At 73.6% G+C, this 15,429-nt stretch carries 14 protein-coding genes; 6 read left to right on the plus strand and 8 right to left on the minus strand.

What is annotated here, in order from left to right; translation table 11 throughout:
* Nucleotides 1-48: 48 nt before the first annotated feature.
* Nucleotides 49-906, plus strand: coding sequence for a dihydrodipicolinate synthase family protein (locus VGP36_18990; GenBank protein ID HEV7656803.1), 858 nt, complete (start codon nt 49-51; stop codon nt 904-906).
* Here VGP36_18990 and VGP36_18995 read toward each other — a convergent pair.
* Genes VGP36_18995 through VGP36_19010 form a run of 4 tightly spaced genes read right to left on the minus strand, consistent with a single transcriptional unit; the run spans nt 858 to nt 4,759 of the window.
* Nucleotides 858-2,096 carry an AGE family epimerase/isomerase gene (locus tag VGP36_18995; GenBank protein ID HEV7656804.1) on the minus strand — a complete coding sequence of 413 codons (1,239 nt, stop codon included), beginning with the start codon at nt 2,094-2,096 and terminating at the stop codon, nt 858-860. The genes VGP36_18990 and VGP36_18995 overlap by 49 nt on opposite strands.
* A gap of 1 nt (nt 2,097) precedes the next feature.
* A complete protein-coding gene (locus VGP36_19000) occupies nt 2,098-3,087 on the minus strand; it encodes a zinc-dependent alcohol dehydrogenase family protein (GenBank protein HEV7656805.1) in 990 nt (329 codons plus the stop codon).
* Nucleotides 3,084-4,073, minus strand: coding sequence for an alcohol dehydrogenase catalytic domain-containing protein (locus VGP36_19005; GenBank protein HEV7656806.1), 990 nt, complete (start codon nt 4,071-4,073; stop codon nt 3,084-3,086). Before VGP36_19005 ends, VGP36_19000 begins: the two co-directional genes overlap by 4 nt.
* On the minus strand, nt 4,070-4,759 hold the full coding sequence (locus VGP36_19010; protein HEV7656807.1) for a ribulose-phosphate 3-epimerase: 690 nt from the start codon (nt 4,757-4,759) through the stop codon (nt 4,070-4,072). The genes VGP36_19005 and VGP36_19010 overlap by 4 nt, the downstream gene beginning before the upstream one ends.
* A gap of 89 nt (nt 4,760-4,848) precedes the next feature.
* Here VGP36_19010 and VGP36_19015 point away from each other — a divergent pair, with 89 nt between their 5' ends.
* Genes VGP36_19015 through VGP36_19030 form a run of 4 tightly spaced genes read left to right on the plus strand, consistent with a single transcriptional unit; the run spans nt 4,849 to nt 8,513 of the window.
* Nucleotides 4,849-5,775 carry an ROK family protein gene (locus VGP36_19015; GenBank protein HEV7656808.1) on the plus strand — a complete coding sequence of 309 codons (927 nt, stop codon included), beginning with the start codon at nt 4,849-4,851 and terminating at the stop codon, nt 5,773-5,775.
* A complete protein-coding gene (locus VGP36_19020) occupies nt 5,768-6,808 on the plus strand; it encodes a Gfo/Idh/MocA family oxidoreductase (GenBank protein HEV7656809.1) in 1,041 nt (346 codons plus the stop codon). Before VGP36_19015 ends, VGP36_19020 begins: the two co-directional genes overlap by 8 nt.
* A complete protein-coding gene (locus tag VGP36_19025) occupies nt 6,805-7,656 on the plus strand; it encodes a sugar phosphate isomerase/epimerase (protein HEV7656810.1) in 852 nt (283 codons plus the stop codon). The genes VGP36_19020 and VGP36_19025 overlap by 4 nt, the downstream gene beginning before the upstream one ends.
* Nucleotides 7,641-8,513 carry an alpha/beta hydrolase gene (locus VGP36_19030; protein HEV7656811.1) on the plus strand — a complete coding sequence of 291 codons (873 nt, stop codon included), beginning with the start codon at nt 7,641-7,643 and terminating at the stop codon, nt 8,511-8,513. The genes VGP36_19025 and VGP36_19030 overlap by 16 nt, the downstream gene beginning before the upstream one ends.
* 719 nt (nt 8,514-9,232) lie before the next feature.
* Here the strand turns inward: VGP36_19030 and VGP36_19035 are convergent.
* From VGP36_19035 to VGP36_19045, 3 genes are all read right to left on the minus strand, one after another.
* Nucleotides 9,233-9,670 carry a hypothetical protein gene (locus tag VGP36_19035; protein ID HEV7656812.1) on the minus strand — a complete coding sequence of 146 codons (438 nt, stop codon included), beginning with the start codon at nt 9,668-9,670 and terminating at the stop codon, nt 9,233-9,235.
* 365 nt (nt 9,671-10,035) lie between these two features.
* Nucleotides 10,036-10,353 carry a MoaD/ThiS family protein gene (locus VGP36_19040; GenBank protein ID HEV7656813.1) on the minus strand — a complete coding sequence of 106 codons (318 nt, stop codon included), beginning with the start codon at nt 10,351-10,353 and terminating at the stop codon, nt 10,036-10,038.
* Nucleotides 10,350-11,465, minus strand: a complete 1,116-nt coding sequence (locus tag VGP36_19045) for an exo-alpha-sialidase (protein ID HEV7656814.1) — start codon at nt 11,463-11,465, stop codon at nt 10,350-10,352. The genes VGP36_19040 and VGP36_19045 overlap by 4 nt, the downstream gene beginning before the upstream one ends.
* A 1,214-nt stretch (nt 11,466-12,679) precedes the next feature.
* On the opposite strand from VGP36_19045, the gene VGP36_19050 reads away from it, so the two are divergent.
* Nucleotides 12,680-13,840 carry a PP2C family protein-serine/threonine phosphatase gene (locus VGP36_19050; protein ID HEV7656815.1) on the plus strand — a complete coding sequence of 387 codons (1,161 nt, stop codon included), beginning with the start codon at nt 12,680-12,682 and terminating at the stop codon, nt 13,838-13,840.
* Between the two features lie 300 nt (nt 13,841-14,140).
* On the opposite strand, the gene VGP36_19055 is transcribed toward VGP36_19050, so the two are convergent.
* Nucleotides 14,141-15,151 (minus strand): cobalamin-dependent protein, encoded by a 1,011-nt coding sequence (locus VGP36_19055; protein HEV7656816.1) that lies wholly within the window; start codon nt 15,149-15,151, stop codon nt 14,141-14,143.
* Between the last annotated feature and the right edge of the window lie 278 nt (nt 15,152-15,429).

Below are 15,429 nucleotides of genomic sequence, written 5' to 3' on the forward strand. Positions count from 1 at the left end.
TGACGGTCAATCAGATTGGCTGGGACTCTACCCGCGCCGGGAGGTCTCGTGCCGGAACTCGTCGTCCCCGTCCTCACCCCGTTCGCCGGCGGCGGCATCGACGTCGCCGCGCTCGCCGCGCACTGCCGGTGGGTGGTCCAGGAGGGCGCTGCCGGCGTCATGCTCTTCGGCACCACCGGCGAGGGCCCGTCGATCAGCGTGCCGGAGAAGCTGGCCGCCGCCTCCGAGCTGGTCGACCTGCTGCCCGGGGTGCCGGTGATCGCCTCGGTCACCGAGACCGCGCTGCCGACGGCGCTGGAGTGCGTCCGCGGCTACGGCGAGCTGCCGCTGCGGGCGGTGCTGGTGCTGCCGCCGTACTACTTCCGGGAGGGGGCCGCCGACGGCGTCACCGCGTTCCTGGACCAGGTCGCGGCGGCCAGCGCGCACCCGGTGCTCGGCTACCACATCCCGAGCCTGGCCCCGCCGGTGCCGGCCGAGTGGGTGGCCGGCAGCACGCTGTGGGGCGCCAAGGACAGCGGCGGCGACCTGGCGTACACGCGGGCGCTGGTGGCGGCCGGCAAGACCGTCTACGTCGGGGCCGAGGCGGTCATCGCCGACGCGGTGGCGGCCGGCGCGGCCGGGGCCATCGCCGGGATGGCCAACCTGCTGCCCGGGCCGCTGGCCCGGCTGGTGGCCGCGGCCGGGGACGGCGACCTGGCGACCGCGTACGCGCTGCGGGACGAGGTGCTGGCGGTGCAGCGGGCGGTGCTGGCGGCGGCGCCGGAGCTGGAGTTCATCACCGCGTTCAAGGACCTGGCCGGGCAGCTGCACGGGCACCCGATGGGGGACGCCCGGCTGCCGCTGCGGCGCCGCCGGGACTACCTGACGCCATCGGTGACGGCGGCGCTGGCGGTCCCCGCGAGGTAGGGCGCCAGCCCCTGGTTGGCCGGCAGCAGCTGCAGCAGGCACGCCTGCAGGGCGTGGTACGCGTCGTCCTTGCCGGCCCAGATCGTCGCCGCCGGCCGGCCGTCCTCGTCCAGCTCGTGCCACCAGCCGCCGTGCTCCCGGTCCAGGTAGGCGCGGTCGGCCAGGGCCCAGAACTCCGCGTACCGGTCGGCGTACGCGTCCTCGCCGGTGGCCGCGGCCAGCGCCCGGGCGGCGCCGATCCCCTCGGTCAGCGGCCAGTGCAGTCGCGCGGTGACCACCGGCCGGCCGGACCAGTCGGTGGTGTACGCGAACCCGTACCGGTCCAGGTCCCAGGCGTCGGCCACCGCCCGGTCGAACAGCGCGCGGGCCGCCGGCAGCAGCGCCGGGTCGCCGGTCTGCGCCCACACCTGCAGGACCAGCCGGGCCCACTCCAGCGCGTGCCCCGGCGTCGCCCCGTACGGGCGGAACGGGTCGGCCGGCCGGCCGGCGTTGTAGTCGGGCAGCGGGCGCCAGTCGGCGGTGAAGTGCTCGGGGATCCGCCAGCCGTTCGCCGCGGCGAAGCTGACCACCCGGGCGGTGATTTTGGCCGCCCGGTCCAGCCAGCGACGGTCGCCGGTGGCCGCGTGCGCGGCCAGGAACGCCTCCACCGCATGCATGTTCGCATTCACCCCGCGGTAGTCCTCCGGCACCGACCAGTCGGCCGGGTACGACTCGACGCACATGCGCTCGGCCGGCGCCCACAGGTGCTGGTCCACCACCTCGGTCGCCGCGTCGAGCAGGTCGGCGGCGGCGAACCCGGCGGTGGCCGCGGTGGCCGCGGCGAGCAGCACGAACGCGTGCGCGTAGGTGGTCTTGGTGCCGTCGGCGACCGTACTGCCGTCATCGGCGAGCGCCGCGTGCCAGCCGCCGTGCGCCCGGTCGGCGAACGGGCCGCGCAGCGCGGCCAGGCCGTGCTCGACCAGCTCGGCGTCCGGCCGGCCGAGCAGGCAGCCCAGGGAGAACGCGTAGGTCATCCGGGCGGTGGCGTAGAGCGGCTTGACGCCGGGCACCGGCCGGCCGGCAGTGTCCAGGCCGGTGAAGCCGCCGTGCTCCCGGTCGGCCGCGGACCGGGCGAAGTCGAGCAGCCGATGCGCCTCGGCCACCGCCCAGGCGCGGTGCTCCGGCCGGGCCAATGTGAAGCGCGCGTCCACCTCAGGCGACCCGGACCACGGCCTTGACGCAGGCCGGGTCGCCGACCCGGTCCAGCGCCTCGCCGTACCGGTCCAGGTCCAGCCAGTGGGTGATGATCCCGTCCGGGCGGACCCGGCCGGTGCGCAGCAGCGCCATCGCCCGATCGAAGCTGTGCCCCTGGGAGAACGAGCCCTTGATGGTCAGCTCGCGGCGGAACACGTCGTACGGGTTGACGGTCAGCGTGGCGTCCTCGGCGGTCATGCCGTACACGAACAGGGTGCCGCCGATGCCGAGCAGGCCGAGGCCGGTCGCCAGCACCTCGGGGGCGCCGGTGGCGTCGACCACCACGTCGTACCCGTCCGGGGTGCGCAGGTCGCCGCCGATGGGCAGGATGCGGTCCGCTCCGAGGGCGGCGGCCAGCTCCAGCTTCGCCGGGGTGCGGCCGGCCACGGTGACCCGCGCCGCGCCGGACGCCCGCAGCAGCTGGGTGAGCAGCAGCCCGGTCGGCCCGGTGCCGAGCACCAGCACGTCGCTGCCGGCCTTGAGGTCGAGGACGTCCAGCCCGTGCACCACGCAGGCGGTCGGCTCGGCCAACAGGGCCGCCTCCAGGCTGAGGTCGCCGGCCGGATGGCACTTGCCGGCCGGGGCCAGCACGGCCTCGCCGAAGCCGCCCGGGTCGGTCACGCCGAGCGCCCGCATGCCGGCGCAGAACTGCGGCCGGGCCCGCAGGCACTGCGCGCAGTCGCCGCAGGCCACCATGTTGTCCAGCGCCACCGTCTCGCCGACCGTACGGCCGGTGACCCCGTCGCCCAGCGCGTCCACCACGCCGACGATCTCGTGCCCCGGAGTAAGCGGGTAGACCGGGCCGAACTGGCCGGCGTGCAGGTGCACGTCGGTGCCGCAAACCCCGCTGGCCAGCACCCGCAGCCGGACCTGACCGGGCCCCGGCTCCGGCAGTGGCACGTCGGCCAGCTCCCAGTGCCGCGGCCGGTCGTACACGATCGCCCTCATGTGATCTCCACCCTCGTCTTCAAGCCCTCGCCGCGGCGGGCCGCGGCCAGTGCGTCCGCCGTCCGGGCCAGCGGGTACGCGGCGCCGTGCAGCAGCTGCACCGGCAGCCGGCCGGCGGCCAGCAGCCTGGCGGCCCGGCCGAAGCTGTGCCGAACCGAATTGACCCCGACCACGGTCAGCTCCCGGGCCACGATGTCGAACGGCTCGAACTCGAAGCTCGCGCCCGGCCCGCTCACCCCGAGCAGGCCGATCCGGGCGGTGCGGCGGGCGTACCGGAAGGCGTCGGCGATGGCCCGCGGGCTGCCGGTCGCGTCCACCAGCACGCCCCAGCCGCCCTGGTCCAGCTCCGCCGCTGCGGTGCCGGTACGCCGCGCCCCGAACGCCGCCGCGGTGGGCAGCCGGTCCCGGTTGCGGTCCACCACGTCCACCTCGGCCCCGGCCCGGTCCAGCAGCGCGGCGGTGAGCAGCCCGATCGGGCCGGCCCCGAACACCAGAGCCGGCTCGCCGAGCACCGGGCCGAGCCGGTCCAGGCCGTGCAGCACGCAGGACAGCGGCTCGACCAGGCTGCCCAGCTCGGGGATGAGGCCGTCGGGCAGCGGCTCGCAGCGGGCGCCGGTCACCGCGACGTACTCGGCCAGCGCGCCGGGGGCGGTGGTGCCGAGGCCGCCGCCGCGCAGGCACATGTTGGTCCAGCCGGCCCGGCAGCGGTCGCAGGCGTCGCAGTAGTCCATCGGGTCGACGGCGACCGCGGTGCCGACCGTGAGATCCCGGACGGCCCGGCCGACCGCGACCACGGTGCCGGTGAACTCGTGCCCGGGGATCACCGGGTAGCGAACAACGCCGTAGTCGCCGTCCAGCACGTGCAGGTCGGTGCCGCAGATCCCGCAGGTGTGCACCCGTACCACCACCTGGTGGTCCAGCGGGGCCGGGTCGGGCAGCTCGGTGATCGCCAGCCTGCCGGGCGCGGCGACGACCGCAGCCTTCACCGGGCCACCGCCGCAGTCCAGAAGTCCGCGAGGTCGGTGTCGGCGCCCAGCTCCTTGATCGCGGCGGCGGCCCGGCGGGGGTCGGGGTCGGCGAAGACGAGCGAGCCGGGGATCACCCCGTCGGCGCCGGCCCGCGCCAGCCGGGGGACGGTGTGCCGGCGGATGCCGCCGTCCACCACCAGGTCGCCGGTCCAGCCGGCGGCGGCCCGGGCGGCGGTCAGCGCGGTCACCCGCTCCGGGGCGGCCGGATCGAGGTCGCGGCCCTTCACGCCGGTCTCGGTGCCCATCACCAGCACCCGGTCCAGCGCGCCGAGCCGGTCGGCGGCGACGGGGACCGGCTCGTGCAGCTCCAGGCCGAGGCCGGCCGCGCAGCCGGTGTCCCGGATGCCGGCCAGGGTGGCGTCGACGTCCGGGCAGGGCGCGGACTGGACGGTGATCACGTCGGCGCCGGCGGCGGCGAACCGGGGCACCCAGAAGTCCGGGTCGGTGACGTTGAGGTGTACGTCCACGGTCCGCCCGGTCCGGCGCCGCAGGGCGGCGACCAGGTCGGGGCCGTAGAGCAGCTCGGCGACGTCGTGGCCGTCGAAGACGTCGACGTGAAAGCCGTCGACGAGATCGTCCACCAGGTCGACCGCCCGGCCCAGGTCGAGCTGGTCGGCCGACCAGAGCGACACGAACTGCTTCATCTCCACCGCCTCGTCGAGGTGCTTGCGGGCCGCCTCGGCACCATGACACCATCAATGCAGTCTGTAAACAAAAAACTGTCAGGAGTCTCGTGGTTGCGGTCGGCGTGGACATCGGCGGCAGCAAGGTCGCCGCCGCCGCGCTGACCGGTCCGGCCCGCAGCTGGCGGGAGCACGGGCTGCGCCCGGACACGGCCACCACCGCCGGGGTGGTCGCCGCGATCCGCGCTGCCGCGCTCGCCGTGGCGGGCGGTGACCCCGTCGACGCGGTCGGGCTGTCGGTCGCCGGCTGGCTGTCCGCCGACCGCCGCCGGGTCGTGCACGCGGCCAACCTCGGCCTCCGCGACGTCCCGCTCCCCGACCTGGTCGCCGCCGCCCTCGACTGCCCGGTGGTGATGGAGAACGACGGCAACGCCGCCGCCGTCGCCGAAGCCGTCCGCGCCGCCGCCGACGCAGTGGCCGCCGGTCGTACGGGCGCCGGGACCGTGGTCGTGCTGGCGCTGGGAACCGGGGTGGGCGGCGGGGTGGTGCTGCCGGGCGGGACGGTGCTGACCGGGGACGGTGGGCTGGCCGGGGAGCTGGGGCACCTGCCGGTGCCGGGGGACGGCCGGCCGTGCGTGTGCGGCGGCCTGGACTGCCTGGAGCTCTACGCGAGCGGCCCGGGGCTGGCGGCCGCGGCCGGTACCCCGGACGCGCGGGCGGCGGTCGCCGCGGCCGGACGGGGTGACCCCCGGGCGGCCGCGGCGCTGCGTGCCGCCGCGGCCGCCCTGGCGGCTGCCGTCCGCATCCTGCAGCCGGTGCTCGACCCGGCCCGGGTGGTGCTCGCCGGCAGCGTCGCCGAAGGCGCCGGACCGCCGCTGCGGGACGCGGTGACCGCCGCCCTGGCCGGCCCCGGCCCGCTGGCCGCGGTGGCCGCACCGCCGGAGATCTCGCTCAGCACCCTCGGCCCGTACGCCTGCGCGATCGGCGCAGCCGAGCTGGCCGCCGGCCGGAAGAGAAGAGGACTGCTCCGTGCCTGACCCCGCGCCGCTCCGCATCGGCGTCATCGGCTGCGGCCGCATCGCCCAGGTGGTGCACCTGCCGGCTATCGCCAAGTCCCTCGCGGTCGAGCTGGTCGCGGTGAGCGACCCGAGCCCGACCCTGTCGGGCGGCGTCGGCGCCCGGTACGGCGTACCCGGGCTGACCGACACCGCCGAGCTGTTGGCCGCCGACCTGGCCGCCGTGCTCATCGCGGTGCCGGACCGGCTGCATCTGCTGCTGGGCGGGGCGGCGCTGGCCGCCGGCCGGCACGTGCTGCTGGAGAAGCCGTCCGCGGCCACCGCCGAGGAGGGCCTGCAGCTGGCCGAGGCGGCCGACAAGGCCGGTCGGACCCTGCAGATCGGGGCGATGCGCCGGCACGACCCGGCGCTGCGCTGGGCCCGGGACCGGGTGCCGGAGCTGGGCGAGCTGCTGGTGGCCGACTTCGCCTACCGGCTGCCGACGAAGCTGCGGGCCAGCACCGAGGCCACCCTGTTCCCGGCCATGGTGGTGGACGAGACGGTCCGGGCCACCGAGGCGACCTTCAAGGTGGACCGGCCGGCCTACCTGCTGCGCACCCACGGCGCGCACGTCTTCGACGCGGTCCGGTTCTTCCTCGGCGAGGTCACCGAGGTGCGGGCCCAACTGGCTCAGCACGGCCCGGACCTGCACTGGCAGGTGACCCTGGGCACCGAGCGGGGGCTGGCCGCGGTCGCGATCACCGCCAACACCCACTCCGACTACGCCGAGCACGTCACCCTGTACGGCGCGGGTGGCGAGCTGCGGATCGAGTCGTACTTCCCGTTCTACCGGCGGTCCAGCACTGTCGCAGTATTCGCCGAGGACGAGCAGCTGTGGCGGTCGCCCGAACTGGGAGCGGTGGACCCGTACCAGCGGCAGCTGGAGGCCTTCGCCGACGCGGTCCGGACCGGCCGGCCGGCCGAGCCGGACGGCTGGGACGGGCTGGCCGCGCTGCGGGTGATCGAAGCTACCGCGGCCAGCGTCGCGGCCGGCGGCGACCCGGTCCGGCCGTGACGGACCGGGTCGGCGTCTTCGCCCGCAGCTTCATCCGGGACAGCGCTGGTGCGGTGGCCGACGCCGTCGTCGCGGCCGGCTACGACACCGTGCAGCTCAACCTGTCCAGCGTCGGGCTGCCGACGGTCCCGGCCGACCCCGACGGGCTCGACCTGGCCGGGATTGCGGCCGCCTTCGCCGACCGCGGGGTGTCGGTATGGGGCGTGTCGGTCACCTACAACGCGATCGACCCGGACCCGGACCGGCGGCGGGAGCTGACCGCGCGGGCGGCCCGGTTCCTGGCCCGGGTGCCGGAGCTGGGCGCCGGGTTCGCCACCCTGTGCACCGGCACCCGCGACCCGGAGAACATGTGGCGCCGGCACCCGGACAACGACACCCCGGCCGCCTGGCGGGACCTGCGGGCCACCCTCGACGTGCTGCTGGCCGCCGCATCCGCCGCCGGCATCCGGCTCGGGGTGGAGCCGGAGGGGGCGAACGTGATCGCCGACGCCGCCCGCGCCGTCCGGCTGCTGGCCGAGCTGGGCCCGGACGCCGGGCTGGTCGGCATCGTGCTCGACCCGGCCAACCTGGTCACGCCCGAGCAGGCCGCCGACCAGCGGAAGATCCTCACCACGGCGGCGGAGACGCTGGCCGGCTCGGTGGTCTGCCTGCACGCCAAGGACGTCACCCCGGGCGGCTACGCGGCGGTGGGGGAGGGGTTGCTGGACTACGAGCTTGTCCTGGCGCTGCGGGCCGGGCTGCCGGTCGCGGTGCCGGTGGTGGTGCAGGACGTCACCGAGGCCGACGCGCGTCGGGTCAGGGATTTCCTCGCCGCCGGCCTGACCCGCCACCCGTGGCGGCCCGGGTGACCTGGCGGGCCGAGCCTGGCGATCCCTCGGACTCGACCGATCCGGCCGGCGGGGCGGGCGGGTCGGCGGAGGAGTTCGCGGCCGCGGCGGCGTACCGGTGGGAGCGCGGGTCAGGAGGGCGGTCGCCGGTCCTGATGTTGCACGGGCTCGGCGGCGACGCCGGCCAGCTGTGGCCGGTGGCCGGGACAGACGGCCGGGCCGACCGGTTGGCGCCGGACCTGCGCGGGCACGGCTGCACCGGCCTGGTCGGCGACCCGGCCGACCTCACCTTCCCCGGCATGGCCGCGGACGTGGCCGCGCTGCTGCGCCGGCTGCATTTCGGGCCGGCCGCGGTTGTCGGGGTGTCCATGGGCGCCGGTGTCGCGGCGGCGCTCGCGTTGCGGGAGCCGGCCGTGGTCCGGTCGTTGCTGCTGATCCGGCCGGCCTGGGGCGAGACCGTGCCGCCCCCGAATCTGCGGCCGCTGCTCGCGGTCGCCGACTGCCTGCGCCGGTACGGCGCCGCCGGCCGGGGCCGGTTCGCCCGGACCGGCACGTACACGGAGGTGGCGGCCCGCTCGCCGACCGCGGCGGCCAGCCTGCTGGCCCAGTTCGACGCTGCCGACGCGGCCCGGCGCAGCGTCCGGCTGGCCCGGATGCCGTGGTCGGCGCCGTTCCGGTCATACCGGGAGCTGGCCGGTGTCACGGTGCCCACCCTGGTCGTCGGGGCGCCCCGGGACCCCCTGCACCCGCTCGCGCTGGCCGAGCAATGGGCGGCAGCAGTCCCCGGCGCGGTGCTGCGCACCGTGCCGGCAAGGGACGACGATCCGATCGGCCATCGGGCCAGGCTGGCCGAGCTGGCGGCCGACTTCGGGTCCTGACGCCAGCCAGCCGCAGTGGATTTGCCCGCCCTCGCCCCACCGTCCTTGTCCCGGACCCCGGCGCGCCCGAAGCGAACCTGGTTCGCCTGGCGCAGGACGTACCGGTCCTCGACGATCATGACAACGAGGATTACCTCGCCTCCGTCTCCATGGCGCAGTACTGCAAGAACATCGGGATCGCGAATCTGCTCTCCCAGATCGACTTCCGGCCCGGACCAGTGGGATCGGGGCCATTGGCGGCGCCGGCCAAGTTGCGCTGGGCGCCCGGCGCTACGGCCTGTACAGCTCTCCGGTGTCGATCCGCACGGCAAGCCACGACCTCCGGCACGTTGCTCGGGCGCAGGGGAGCCAACATCCGGCCGTGCCGCTCGACGTCGCGGACCGCGGCCAGATCGCTGCCTGTCCACCTGAGAATTCGCCCGCTTCGCCGAGGATCGTCAGGGTGTCTTCTCAGCGCGCTGGTCCCTCTCGGCCGCGGCATGTCCATCGTCGAGAACGAGTCGCACACCGAGACGCAGCGCCGCGCGGGCGTCGCACACGAGATTGCCCAACTCCTGTGGGAGCACGAGTTCACCGAGGTCCTGGTGAACCTTGACGGCTGCCGCGCTGCCGGGCCGGAGGTCGAGGCAGAGGCCGATCGGCTGGCTGGCGAGCTCCTTATCCGTTCGCCGCACCGTCGTGGCCGGGCGCGCCGATTCGTGGAAGCTGTCCAGCTTAGGTCAGGTCCGACCCACAATGTGACGCGTGGTTGTCCGCAGCGGCGTACCGCTCGACGAGTGCACGGTCGGCGTCGTCGAGGTCGTGCAGGCGCAGGGCGGGGTGCCCGGCGTCGATGTCGAATATGGCCTGAACCTGCGGGTCGTCCCAGATGGTGGCCATGGCTGTCTCCAGCGCATGATCTCGTCGAAGTCGAGCAGGGGTTCGGTGCGGTCATCGATGGTGTCGAGGAGGTCGGCGAGATCAGTCTCGGTGTTCAAGCGGAATGGGTCGCCGGTTACGCCGTGGTCGGACAGGAACTTGCGGGCGATCGACGCCTCGCCGGTGAACTCGGTCAGCAGACCCCGGGCGAACGGGGGCACGTTGGTCAGAACCGCTGGACCCATCGTCAGATGCAGGGTGATGGTCAGGCCGCGGCCAGGGCTTTCCGTAACCGCCATTCGGCTTTGAGCTCGGGTGCGGTCGAAGGCGTTGGCAGCGGACAGCGCATCCCAGGCTCGGGTCGGGTCTACGCCGCGCAGGGCACCGGTCGAGATGATCAGCCGGGTGGGTCCTGACGTGTGGGCCGCAAGGATGGTGACGAAGAAGGGGTCGTCGCGGTAGAGCAGGCCGGCACCGCGGTCGCTGACCTCCCGCCGGACCGGGCTGTTGACTCGGCGTTGACTGACGAGGACGAGCGATGGTCGCCAGAAATGAGAAGAGCCCCGCGATGGGGGCTCTGACCTGCTGGGTCTTGCTGGTCGGGGTGACAGGATTTGAACCTGCGGCCTCTTCGTCCCGAATTATGGCGCGAAGTTCGGGGCCGCTAGCCGCCGGCCATGGCTCCGACGATCAGCAAGGGCTCGGCTCCGGTGCTGACCGCGTCCGGCAGCGGGGTGTCGGGAGACTCGTGGGACAGGTCTTCCTCGCAGGCGAAGACCCGGATGAAGGGCCGACGCTTCTTGGTGACGGAGTCCCGGATCGTGCCGCGCAGCTTCGGGTACCGGGCCTCCAGCTCGTCCAAGACGGTCCGCTGGGTCGGCCGGCCTTGGACCCGGATCTCCAGCTCGCCGTCGATGCGGGCCACGGTCCGCAGGTGGGCCGGCAGGCGAACCCGGACGGCCGTCGTGTCCGGTGCGGTCATGGCAGGGTCTGGACTTCGACCGACAGCACGGCCGGGAGGTCCCGCACGATCGGTGCCCAGCTGTCCCCATCGTCGGCCGACGCGTAGACCTGGCCGCCGGTCGTGCCGAAATACACCCCGCACCGGTCCAGCGAGTCGACGGCCATCGCGTCGCGCAGCACGTTCACGTAGCAGTTGCTCTGCGGCAGGCCCTGGGTGAGCGGCTCCCACTCGTTGCCGCCCGTGCGGCTGCGGTAGACCCGGAGCCTGCCATCCGGCGGGAAGTGCTGCGAGTCGCTCTTGATGGGGACGACGTATACCGTGTCGGGCTCGTGCGGATGGACCGCGATCGGAAACCCGAAGTCGCTGGGCAGGTCGCCGCTGATCTCGTGCCATGACTCGCCGGCGTCGTCGCTGCGCATGACGTCCCAGTGCTTCTGCATGAACAGGACCTCCGGACGGGACGGGTGTATCGCGATCCGGTGCACGCAGTGGCCGACCTCCGCGTCGGGGTCCGGGATGCCGTCGGAACGCAGGCCGCGGTTGATCGGCCGCCAGGTCACGCCGCCGTCGTCGGTTCGGAACGCGCCGGCCGCGGAGATCGCGACAAAGATCCGCTGCGGGTCGACTGGGTCCAGCACGATCGTGTGCAGGCACATCCCGCCGGCGCCGGGCTGCCACGCCGGTCCCGAGCCGTGGCCGCGCAGCCCGGGCAGTTCCTGCCACTCGTGCCCGCCGTCCACCGAGCGGAACAAGGCCGCGTCCTCGACGCCGGCGTAGACCGTATCCGGATCGGTCCGCGACGGTTCAAGATGCCAGACGCGCGCGAATTCCCACGGATGTGGCGTCCCGTCGTACCACTGGTGCGTGCCGGGGACGCCGTCGTACTCGAACCGGCTACCCACCTGCTCCCACGTCGTGCCGCCGTCGTCCGAGCGCTGGATGAGCTGGCCGAACCAGCCCGACGACTGCGATGCGTAGAGCCGGCCCGGGTCGGCCGGGGAGCCGGCGACGTGGTAGATCTCCCAGCCCGGGAAGAGAGGCCCGCTGACGTCCCAACGCTCCCGTTCGGCGTCCGCCGTTAATACGAACGCGCCCTTGCGTGTGCCCACCAGCACCCGTACGCCGCTCATCTCGACTCCCTTCGCAGGTTCGGGACCATAGCGCTGGCGACCGACATCGCGCCCATCCCGCCCGGTCGGGCTGACCGGCCCCGCCGCCGGCGCGGCCGCGTCCCGACGGCCGTCCAAATCGGCTGGGTCCGGCCGTCGAGGCGCAGGGTGACGCGGCGGCCGGCGTGTTGAATCCGGTGGGGTGGGTCGTCCGGCAGCACTCGGCGCCCGGTGGTGGGCCGACCGGGCGAGAGCCGGTTTGGGCGCGGAGCCGGGCGAGGTCGGCGGTGTTCACCGCGACGGCACCGACTTCGTCCAGCCACCATCACCGTGCCCGTTGCCGAGGGTGGATTCCTTCCCGGCCGCAGGACCTAACACGTTTGCGAAGCGTTCGCAACGGCCGCCGTCCATGCACGCTTATGGCCGATATGAGGGCCTACCCGCGACCGGCTCTGGGGCAGGTGGAGCGTCCAGCGGTCACGACTCAATCCAGACGGTCTTGCCGCGGGCGTGGCGTTCCACACCCCACTGCAGGCCGCTGCCGTCCACAATCGCCAGGCCGCGGCCGGACGTCGCGTCGGCGGGAGCCAGGCAGGGCTGCGGCATGCGGGTGTTGCCGTCGCTGACCTCGACACGATCCGGTGCGGGTCAATGAGCACGCGGACAGTGAATTCGGTTCGAGCGTGCAACACCGCGTTGGCCGCCAGCTCGTTCGCGGCCATGATCCGTATGTACACGACGTCGCCGCCGGCCGGCCCGGCCTCGATTTCCCGGAGCGCTCGCCGTATGAAACGGCGGGTAGCAGAGACCGTTTGCGGATCCGGGCGGAAGCGCTCGGCAACGACGTCGTCCGTATGCACGCAGTGTGGCTACCCATTCCCATTCGTTGCACACGACGGCGCCGTCGTGTGCTCGCGCCGAGCACAGCCGTCCCGGTCGGTCAGGACCCGAATGCGTGCACAAGCGCCCCTGCTGCGGCTCGGCAGGTGTCGCGGGACCGCCGGGCGGGGCGCCGACGTCGGACACTCCGACTGAGGACCGTCCATGCCTGTTCCGGCCGAGGCAAGGATCCAGTCACCAAGGTTGTCCCGGCCCGGACTCACCCGCATCAAGAGCGGAGTTTCTCGTACTGTTCCGGGGGGAGCGATGCCCGGCAGGGGATCAGTGATGCGGAGCGTGCTGTCGACGCGCTGCTGGCGGACGCGCATCTGGCCGCGCCGTACCAGCTCCCGGGGTTGGTCGCGCGGCACGCGGCGACGCTGGGCGCGGACGACGCGACGGTGTATCTCGTCGATCTGCAGCAGCGGGTTCTGGTTCCGTTCCTCGATCCGCGCGGCCCCGGTGTCGGACGGCAGGTGGAGACGCTCAGCGTCGACGCCACACTTCCAGGACGGGCTTTCCAGCACGTCGAGGTGTTGACGCAGGGCGCCCCCGACGGCCGTCTGCGGGTGTGGCTTCCGCTGCTGGACGGCATCGAGCGGCTCGGCGTGCTCGGCGTGACGGTGAACGCCGCGGTGGAACCGAAGATCGCCACCGGCCTGATCGGCGTCCGGCTGCGCCGCTTCGCGGCACTGGTCACCGAACTGATCATGACCAAGATGGTGTACGGGGACACCATGGTGCGGCTGCGCCGGCAGTCGGAAATGGGCCTGGCCGCGGAGATGCAATGGTCACTGCTGCCACCGCTGACCTTCGCCTGCGACGAGGTCACCATCGCCGCCGCTCTGGAGCCGGCCTATCAGGTCGCGGGGGACACCGTCGACTACGCCGTGGACCCGGGCTGGACGCGGGTCGCCGTCTTCGATGGCATGGGGCATGGCTTGCGCAGCGCCCAGCTCGCGGCGTTGGCCGTCGCGGCGTACCGCAACGGTCGGCGCGCCGACAGGTCATTGACCGACACCGCCACGCTCATCCACGACGCGCTGATCGAGGCGTTCGGCGGCACCGCCTTCGCCACCGCCGTGCTGGCGGAACTCGACACCGACACCGGCATGCTGAGCTGGATCAACGCCGGGCATCCCGAACCGCTGCTGCTGCGGAACGGCAGGCTGGTCAGATCTCTGCACAGCCGCCCCACGCTGCCACTTGGCCTGGCCGTCACGGGGCGACCTGACACCACCATCACCGTTGGCCGGGAGCAGCTCCAACCCGATGACCGGGTTCTGTTCTACACCGACGGAGTGACCGAAGCCCGCTCCCCGACCGGTGTCTTCTTCGGCGAGCAGGCATTGGTGGACCTGCTCCGGCGAAACTTCGCCGCCGGCCTTCCCGCCCCGGAAACCATGCGGCGCGTCGTCCACGCCTTGCTCGACCACCAGGAGGGCCAGCTCACCGACGACGCCACGCTCCTGCTTCTGGAGTGGAGAAACACCAACACCGACGCGCTCCTGCCGTAGAGGCGGCATGACGCGCCCGGAAAGGCCGGATCTCGCCGGGCTCATGATGGCGATGACCTACAAGTGCGGTGGCAGCTGGTATCGGGACGATCCCGAGCGGCCGCGATCGCCCACGGGGTCACCTTCGAATCCCAGGGAAGGCCGTAGCGCAGCGACCAGCGGACCGCGACCGTGATCACCTCCGGCGAGCTGGCGGGTGCCTCCTGCAACGCGGGCCCCTCGGCGCCAGAAGCGGGCTGGGGCGCTCCTGGCCGGCGCGCTCGGTTGGCGTCGGCTTCTGAGCCGGCTGGGGCGCTGTGGTCACGCGCTTCGCGACTTCTTGCTGATCGCGGTGAACCGTTCCGCGCGCGGGATGTCGATCAAGGCGGCCTGCAGGAAGTCGAGCAGGGCGCGTGTCGCATCCGGTGATGTACCGCGAGCGTCCAGCATGTCGACCAGCCAGTTGACGTGCTCCTGGAACAGTCGTGGGTCGTCCACGAAGAGGCTCGCCGCGAGGACGTCCACCAGTTGAGCGCTGACCTGTCGGATCGACGGGCGTGGCCGGGTGGCGGCCGCGGCCGGTGCCATCGATCCCTCTGACGGAACCGCGAGCCGGTCGACCAGCGAGCTGCGCCGGCTGATGAGATCCAGATAGTCCGCCGGGATGCCCGCGCGCTGTGCGGGAGAGGGAGCGACGCCCTCGTCGATCCACCTGCAGAGCAACGCATGCGCCGTCGCGGTGTCCCGCGCCCACGCGTTCGCCCCGACGGCGCGGGCCCGGCGTTCGTCCGTGCCGCATGCGGCCCCTCCGACGAGCGTCGGGACGCCGGCGTCGACGGCCACCTCGAGGGAGCGGGCGAGCTGGGGAAGCGCGGCCGCCGTCGTGCAGCTGAGCAGCAGAGCCGCCGGCCGTACGCGGTGCAGGAACCGCCCGAGGTGGTCGTCCGGGAGGTCGGTGCCCAGGAAGATGGCGTCCCAGCCACGGGCCCGCAAGCCCTCGGCGACCATCCGGGCGGCCATGCCATGCCACTCGCCGGACGGAGTGGTCACGCAGATGGGCGCTGGGCGCGGGACCGGGGCGGGCTGGCGCAGCGCGAGGACGCTGAGCACGATCTCGGTGATGGCGGTCGCCGCGTGCTCATCGGCGATCGTCCAGTCGGCGCGCTGGGCGCGGAGGCCGATCTCCACCTGGGCCGGCGCGAGCATCTGCTCGATGACGTCCGCCACCGGGACCGGGGCGTCCGCCGCCCGCGTGGCCACATCGATGGCAGCACCGCGATCCTGCCTCGACAAAGCCCGCAGGTAGTCTCCGGTCGCAGCGAGACACTGCATGTCAACCGACTCCCGTCAGCCCGTGAGACGACACGATCCCACGTCTACCGCCGCCGTCATATCCCGTCGGGGAGCCGGGGCGCCACGGCTCGATAAGCCGACACGCAGCCCCCGACTGAGCTCAGGGGTCCTTCTCCAGGCGCGCGCTGACGTCCAGCTCGTCCGTTGACTCGACCCGGTGCAGCGCTCGTGGTCGAAACCGCCGGGACGCCGAGGAAGGCCCGCCACCGATGCCCGGTCGGCTCGCAGGCCACCGTGACGCCGGCGAAGCCATGGGC

The organism is Mycobacteriales bacterium, assembly GCA_035995165.1.
In the GTDB taxonomy this organism is placed as follows: Bacteria; Actinomycetota; Actinomycetes; order Mycobacteriales; family CADCTP01; genus CADCTP01.

Coding starts and splice junctions, on each gene's coding strand:
- VGP36_19000 (HEV7656805.1), bottom strand. CDS start 3,087: ATGAGGGCGATCGTGTACGACCGGCCGCGGCACTGGGAGCTGGCCGAC.
- VGP36_19010 (HEV7656807.1), bottom strand. CDS start 4,759: ATGAAGCAGTTCGTGTCGCTCTGGTCGGCCGACCAGCTCGACCTGGGC.
- VGP36_19035 (HEV7656812.1), bottom strand. CDS start 9,670: ATGGCGGTTACGGAAAGCCCTGGCCGCGGCCTGACCATCACCCTGCAT.
- VGP36_19040 (HEV7656813.1), bottom strand. CDS start 10,353: ATGACCGCACCGGACACGACGGCCGTCCGGGTTCGCCTGCCGGCCCAC.
- VGP36_19045 (HEV7656814.1), bottom strand. CDS start 11,465: ATGAGCGGCGTACGGGTGCTGGTGGGCACACGCAAGGGCGCGTTCGTA.
- VGP36_19055 (HEV7656816.1), bottom strand. CDS start 15,151: ATGCAGTGTCTCGCTGCGACCGGAGACTACCTGCGGGCTTTGTCGAGG.